7 protein-coding genes are annotated in these 6,467 nt (G+C 73.8%); 2 read left to right on the top strand and 5 right to left on the bottom strand.

Annotation, left to right across the window (positions count from 1 at the left end):
* The 4 genes from MHW47_RS30415 to MHW47_RS30400 all read right to left on the bottom strand — a co-directional run.
* On the bottom strand, positions 1-488 hold a 488-nt coding region (locus tag MHW47_RS30415), incomplete at its 3' end, for an acyl-CoA dehydrogenase family protein (protein WP_239227086.1).
* Complete coding sequence (locus MHW47_RS30410) at positions 485-1,675, bottom strand: acyl-CoA dehydrogenase family protein (protein ID WP_239227085.1); 1,191 nt, start codon at positions 1,673-1,675, stop codon at positions 485-487. The genes MHW47_RS30410 and MHW47_RS30415, both read right to left, overlap by 4 nt.
* The gene (locus MHW47_RS30405) at positions 1,672-2,640 is read right to left on the bottom strand and encodes an NADPH:quinone oxidoreductase family protein (protein ID WP_239227083.1); all 969 of its coding nucleotides are present in this window, start codon (positions 2,638-2,640) and stop codon (positions 1,672-1,674) included. The genes MHW47_RS30410 and MHW47_RS30405 overlap by 4 nt, the downstream gene beginning before the upstream one ends.
* Before the next feature lie 118 nt (positions 2,641-2,758).
* A complete protein-coding gene (locus MHW47_RS30400; protein ID WP_239227082.1) occupies positions 2,759-3,499 on the bottom strand; it encodes a PIG-L deacetylase family protein in 741 nt (246 codons plus the stop codon).
* 144 nt (positions 3,500-3,643) lie between these two features.
* On the opposite strand from MHW47_RS30400, the gene MHW47_RS30395 reads away from it, so the two are divergent.
* Entirely contained in the window at positions 3,644-4,216 is a 573-nt protein-coding gene (locus MHW47_RS30395) for a rhodanese-like domain-containing protein (RefSeq protein WP_239227080.1), read from the top strand.
* A 57-nt stretch (positions 4,217-4,273) separates the two neighbouring features.
* Here the strand turns inward: MHW47_RS30395 and MHW47_RS30390 are convergent, their stop codons facing one another.
* The gene (locus MHW47_RS30390) at positions 4,274-5,569 is read right to left on the bottom strand and encodes an alpha/beta fold hydrolase (RefSeq protein WP_239227079.1); all 1,296 of its coding nucleotides are present in this window, start codon (positions 5,567-5,569) and stop codon (positions 4,274-4,276) included.
* 105 nt (positions 5,570-5,674) lie between these two features.
* Between MHW47_RS30390 and MHW47_RS30385 the strand changes: the two genes are divergently transcribed.
* A partial coding sequence (locus MHW47_RS30385) for an ABC transporter ATP-binding protein (RefSeq protein ID WP_239227078.1) occupies positions 5,675-6,467 on the top strand: 793 nt, incomplete at its 3' end.

The following is a 6,467-nucleotide window of genomic DNA, read 5'->3' as shown; positions in this document are numbered from 1 at the left end:
CCGGTCACCGCGTGCAGGCCCCCGCTTCCGGGGCCCCGGTCCGGAGCGCCGGCGGGGGCGGCCGAGGCCGCGAACGGCACGGCGAGCACCGCGACCTTGCGCCCTCCGGCGAGTTCGGCGAGGAGGGCGGCGGCCGGGCCGTCCTGGGCGTCGAGCGCCAGCAGGGTCTCGGTGGCGACGACGGAGCTGGTCAGGAACGGTGCGGGGGCGACGCTGCGGCCCAGCTCCTCCAGCACGACGGCCGCCTCACGGTGGGTGGCGCCCTGGCCGCCCAGGTGCTCGGGCACCAGGAGTCCGGCGGCGCCGATGCCGGTGGCAAGGGCCTGCCACAGTTCCTGGTCGTACGGCGTGTTGGACTCGGTGCGGGCGATCACGGACGGCGCGTCGGCCCGGTCGGCGAGCAGGGAGCGGACGGCGGCGCGCAGGTCCTCCTCGTCCTGCGAGTAGAGCAGGTCGGGGGTCCGGTCCGCTGCGGTGGGTGCGGTCATCGGGAGAGGTCCTTCCAGGCGACGTCCTTGTCGTCGCGCGGCTCGGCGGGCAGCCCGAGCACGCGTTCGGCGACGATGTTCAGCAGTACCTCGCTCGTGCCGCCCTCGATGGAGTTGCCCTTGGAGCGGAGGTAGCGGTAGCCGGCGTCGCGGCCGGTGAAGTCGACGAGTTCGGGCCGCCGCATGGTCCAGTCGCCGTACAGCAGGCCCTCGTCGCCGAGGAGTTCCACCTCCAGGCCGCTGATCTCCTGGTTGAGCCGGGCGAAGGCGAGCTTCATGCCGGAGCCCTCCGGTCCCGGCTCCCCGGCGACGAGCTGCTGGCGCAGCCGCTCCCCGGTGAGCCGGGCGACCTCCGCCTCGACCCACAGGGTGAGCAGGCGCCGGTGCAGGTCGTGGGTGCGCAGTTCGGGCCGTTCGCGCCAGGTGGCGGCGACGGGTCCGATCATGCCGCCCTCGCGGGGGATGCGGGAGCCGCCGATGGAGACCCGTTCGTTCATGAGGGTGGTGCGGGCGACCTTCCAGCCCTCGCCGACCGGTCCGAGCCGGTGGCTGTCGGGGATGCGCACACCGGTGAGGAAGACCTCGTTGAACTCGGCCTCGCCGGTGATCTGGCGCAGCGGCCGGACCTCGACGCCCGGGTCGGTCATGTCGCAGATGAAGTAGCTGATGCCGCGGTGCTTGGGCGCGTCAGGGTCGGTGCGGGCGATGAGGATGGCCCAGCGCGCGAGGTGGGCGCTGGACGTCCAGACCTTCTGTCCGTCGATCACCCAGTGGCCCTCCGCGTCGCGCACGGCGCGTGTGCCGAGGGCGGCGAGGTCGGAACCGGCGCCGGGTTCGCTGAACAGCTGGCACCAGACCTCCTCCCCCACCCACAGGGGCCGCAGGAACCGCCGCTTCTGTGCGTCGGTGCCGAAGCCGAGGATGGTCGGGGCGGCCATGCCGAGGCCGATGCCGATGCGGCGCGGGTCGTTGTCCGGGGCTCCGGCGGCGGCGAGCTCGGCGTCGACGACGGGTTGCAGGGAGCGCGGGGCCGCCAGGCCGCCGAGGCCCACCGGGTAGTGGACCCAGGCGAGTCCGGCGTCGAAGCGCGCCTTGAGGAAGTCGGTGCGGTCGGTGGTGGCCGGGGGGTGCGCGGCGAGCAGTTCGCGGGTGAGGCGGCGCAGTTCGCCGGCGTCGGGGGTGCTCATCGGGCGGCTCCGGACGGGAGGACGACGATGCGGCCGGTGCTGGTGCCGTCGGCGACGCGCTGGACGGCCGCCGCCGCCTCGTCCATCGCGACGCGTTCGCTGATCAGCGGCTTGACGGTGCCTTCGGCGGCGAGCCGGGTCAGCTCCCGGTGGCAGTCGCGTACCGCCTGCGGGTCCTTGGTGTTGTAGAGGCCCCAATGGAGGCCGAGGACGGAGTAGTTCTTGACCAGGGCGTGGTTGAGGCCGGGTGTGGGAATGGTGCCGGAGGCGAAGCCGACGACGACGATCCGGCCCTCGAAGGCGATGCACTTGACGGACTTGGCGTACGCGTCGCCGCCGACGGGGTCGTAGACGACGTCGGCGCCGCGGCCCGCGGTGAACTCCTTGACGGCCGCGACGATGTCCTCGGTGTGCCGGTCGATGACGAGGTCGCAGCCGAGTGCGGCGGCGGTCTTCGCCTTCCCGGCTCCGCCGACGACGCCGATGACGGTGGCGCCCGCTGCCTTGCCGAGCTGGACGGCGGCGCTGCCGACCCCGCCCGCGGCGGCGTGGACGAGCAGGGTCTCGCCGGCCTGCAGGCGCGCGCGGCGGTGGAGCCCGAACCAGCCGGTCTGGTAGCCGATGTGCAGGGCGGCGGCCTCCGCGTCGTCCAGGGCCTCCGGCGCCGGCAGCAGCGCCGCCTCGTCGGTGACGACGTACTGGGCGAGGCCGCCGTGGGGCAGCGCCGGTGTGGCGAGCACCCTGCGTCCGTCCGCGGTGCGTCCGCAGACCTCGACGCCGGGGGTGAAGGGGAGCGGGGGCCGTACCTGGTACTGACCGCGGCAGAGCAGCGCGTCGGGGAAGTTGATGCCCGCCGCGAGCACCTCGACGAGCACCTGCCCGTCGCCGGGCACCGGCCGGTCCGTCTCCTCCAGGCGCATCACCTCGCTCGGCTCGCCGTTCCGGTGCACTCGCCATGCCTGCATGAGGGGCCTCCACAACACTGTCGGCATTACCACTGCTCCCGCGCATACTAAGCGGTCGCTTGCCTCCGTGAACAGCCCTGCGCCGACCGGTCCGGCCGGCGCGGGGGTGCCGGGACGGTCAGCGGGTGAAGAGTTCGAACGGGACGGCCGGGCGGCCGCCGAAGCGGGGGGCCGTCTCCTGGGCGTAGCCGGTGAGGAAGTCGCGGCAGTACGTCTCGGGTTCCTCGTCCGTCAGGACCTCGATGTAGGTGCGGTGGGCGAGCAGGGACTGCACGGACCGCTCCAGCCCGGCGGTGGCGTCCGCCGCGTGCGTGGGTGAGGACGACCCGGCGACCGCGACCCAGCGCACCCCGTCCCACGGTTCCAGGCCCTGTTCCACCAGTTCCGGGAAGATCCAGCGGTTGCCCGCGTCGGCCGCCGCGTCCAGGGTGGCCCGGCCGACCGCGCGGTGGTCGGGGGTGTTCCACAGGACGCCGCCCCAGGTGTCCCGGTGGTTGAGCGTGATGACCAATTCCGGACGGTGCCTGCGGATGGCCGCGGCGATCTCGCGGCGCAGCGGGATGCCGTACTCGATCACCCCGTCGCGGTGGTCCAGGAACTCGACGTCCGAGACGCCCACGATCGCCGCGCTGGCGCGCTGCTCCTGCTCGCGCAGGGGGCCGCACTTCTCCGGTTCGATGGTGTCGATGCCGGCCTCGCCCCTGGAGGCGAGCAGATACGTGATCTCGCGCCCGGCGTCGGTCCAGCCCGCCACCGCCGCCGCGCAGCCGTACTCCAGGTCGTCGGGGTGGGCCACGACGGCGAGCGCGCGCCGCCAGTCCTCGGGCATGGGCTTCAGTTGATCGGTCTGATCGGTCATGTCGGCAGGCTAGCGGCCACGGCGCGGGGGCGGGCCGGAATCCGCCACACCCCGGAGTTCATACCCAGGGGGGTATTCTGGGCGGTCCGGGGCAGGCGAGAGCGATACCCGCCGCATACCCGGTGAACGAAAGGAAAACTGCTCGTGACCACCCCCGTTTCCCTCTCCCCCGCACAGGCGGCCGCCCGGCTCGCGGAATTCACCGTGATCGACGTACGGGCGCCCGGTGAGTACGCGACCGGCCATGTGCCGGGGGCGCTGAACATACCGCTCGACCGGCTCGACGAGGCACTGCCCGCCCTCAAGTCGGCGTCCGCCCGCGGTTCCCTGCTCGTGGTCTGCGCCTCGGGCACCCGCTCGACGCGCGCCTGCGACCTCCTGGCCGAGGCCGACATCGAGGCGGCGACCCTCGGCGGCGGCACCTCCGCCTGGGAGAGCGAGGGCTTCGGCCTGGACCGGCCGGAGGGGGCGCGGTCCGTCTGGCCGATGGAGCGCCAGGTCCGCTTCGCCGCCGGGTCGCTCGTGGTGGCCGGTCTGCTGGCGGGGCTCAGGTACCCGGCGGCGCGCTGGCTGTCGGCCGGGGTCGGCTCGGGTCTCGTCTTCTCCGCCGTCACCGGCACCTGCGGCATGGCGGCGGTCCTGTCGCGGCTTCCGCACAACCGGGCGCCGCGCTCGGCGCCGGACCTGCGCACGACGCTGGACGCCCTCCAGGGCTGAGGACGGCCGCGTCCCCGAGGCCGGCCGCGTGTTGCGCGGCCGGCCCCGGGCACTGTCTCAGACCTCGTCGCGGACCAAGGCGAGCAGCCGGTCCAGGACGCGCGGTCCGCCCGCGCGCACCCCGTCGTGCTCGAACTCGTCGGTCACCCAGGTGCGCAGCCCCCGGATCGCGGCGGCGGTGCGCAGCGCGTGGGCGGTGTCGACGTACATGTCGTCGTGGTAGACGGCGGCGGCCACCGGCACCTCGTTGGCGGCGAGGCGCGCGGGGTCGTACAGGGGCTCCCAGTCGGTGCGGGCCGCCAGCAGTTCGGCCGTCTCGCGCAGCGGGCGCAGCGCCGGGTCCACCTCGAAGTGCCAGGGGTGGATGCTCTCGCCCGTGAACAGGACCGGGCCGTCGCCCGCGAGGGCCCGGGCGGCGTCGAACTGGGGGAACTCGGCGCGCACCCGCTCGGCCGACCACGCGGTGGGGCGCCCGCCCTGGCCGTAGATGGCTTCGTGCAGCACGGCGTACAGGGGGTGTCCGGCGAAGGAGGTCGCGGCGCGCATGCCCTCCTGGAAGGTGTCCGACAGTTCGGTGCCGTGCGGGGTGCGGACGAACGCGTTCTCGAGGAGGTAGTGCAGCTGGTGGCTGCCGCTGCCGCCGCCGAGGAGGATGCCGAGGGACTGGAAGGCCTCGGGTGTCAGCCGGTGTCCGGCGCTCTCGGGGCGGTGCTCCGCGAGGTGGGCGGTGATCTCGCGGGCGCGTTCGACGTCCTGCGGGTAGCGGGCGTAGTGGGCGGCGACCTTGCGTTCGATGCGGGGGTAGGCGGCCCGGTAGACGTCGTCCGCGTGGGCGTCCAGGGAGGGCAGGCCGCCGGTGATCAGGACGGTGTCCAGCCCCTCCGGCGCGGACGAGAGGTAACGAACGGCGCAGAAGCCGCCGAAGGACTGGCCGAGGACCGTCCAGGGGGCGCCGCCGGTGAGCCGGGGGCGAATGGCCTCGCAGTCACGGACGATGCTGTCCGCACGGAAGTGCGCGAGGTAGTCGGCCTGTTCACGGGGGCCGCCGCGCAGCGGCAGGGTCTGCCGGTTGGCGGGGGTGGACAGCCCGGTGCCGCGCTGGTCGAGCAGGAGCACCCGGAATTCCCGGACCGCCCGCCCGAGCCATGCCTCCGCGCCGGTGAAGCGGCGGGCGCCGAAGCCGGGGCCGCCCTCCAGGTAGAGCAGCCAGGGCAGGTCCTGGCCGGCCCGGGAGGAGGCCACGATCTCCCGGCCGAATATCTCGATCCGCTCACCGCCGGGGTCGGCGTGGTCCAGCGGGACGGTGAAGCGGTGGTCGGTGAGGACGAGGCCGGGCTGCCGGTAGCTGTTCAAGGATGCTCCTGGATCGGACGGTACCGGGACAGTTCAGCACACGGGTGTGCCCCGGACGGTCGCGGCCCGTGTGCGGCCGGGGCGGGCGGCTCCTACCGTGCGAGCATGATCCGGTTCGAGCAGGTCGGCAAGGTCTATCCGGACGGTACGGCCGCGGTCGACGGTCTGTCGTTCGAGGTCGCCGAGGGGGAGCTGGTCACGCTGGTGGGCCCGTCGGGGTGCGGCAAGACCACCACGATGATGATGGTGAACCGGCTGATCGAACCGACGTCGGGCCGCATCCTGGTGGACGGCCGGGACATCGCCGGCACCGATCCGGTGAAGCTGCGCCGGGGCATCGGCTATGTGATCCAGCAGGTGGGGCTGTTCCCGCACCGCACGGTCCTGGACAACACGGCGACGGTGCCGTCGCTGGTCGGCTGGAAGCGGTCCGCGGCGCGGGAGCGCGCGGCCGAGCTGCTGGATCTGGTGGGCCTCGATCCCGGCACGTACGGCTCCCGCTACCCGTCGCAGCTCTCCGGCGGCCAGCGCCAGCGGGTCGGCGTGGCGCGGGCGCTGGCCGCCGACCCGCCGGTGCTGCTGATGGACGAGCCGTTCGGCGCGGTGGACCCGGTGGTGCGCGAGCGGTTGCAGAGCGAGTTCCTCAAGCTCCAGTCGAGGGTGCGCAAGACGGTGCTGCTGGTCACCCACGACATCGAGGAGGCGGTGCGGATGGGTGACCGGATCGCGGTGTACGGGCAGGGGCGCATCGAGCAGTTCGACACGCCGGGCGCGGTGCTCGGCTCGCCCGCCACGCCGTACGTGGCCGAGTTCGTCGGCGCGGACCGGGGTCTGAAGCGGTTGTCGGTGACGGCGATCGAGCGGGACGATCTGGAGGAGCCGCCGCTGGCCCGGCCCG

It is taken from the genome of Streptomyces sp. OfavH-34-F, assembly GCF_022347745.1.
Classification (GTDB): Bacteria; Actinomycetota; Actinomycetes; order Streptomycetales; family Streptomycetaceae; genus Streptomyces.
This window is presented reverse-complemented; position numbering and strand designations above follow the sequence as displayed.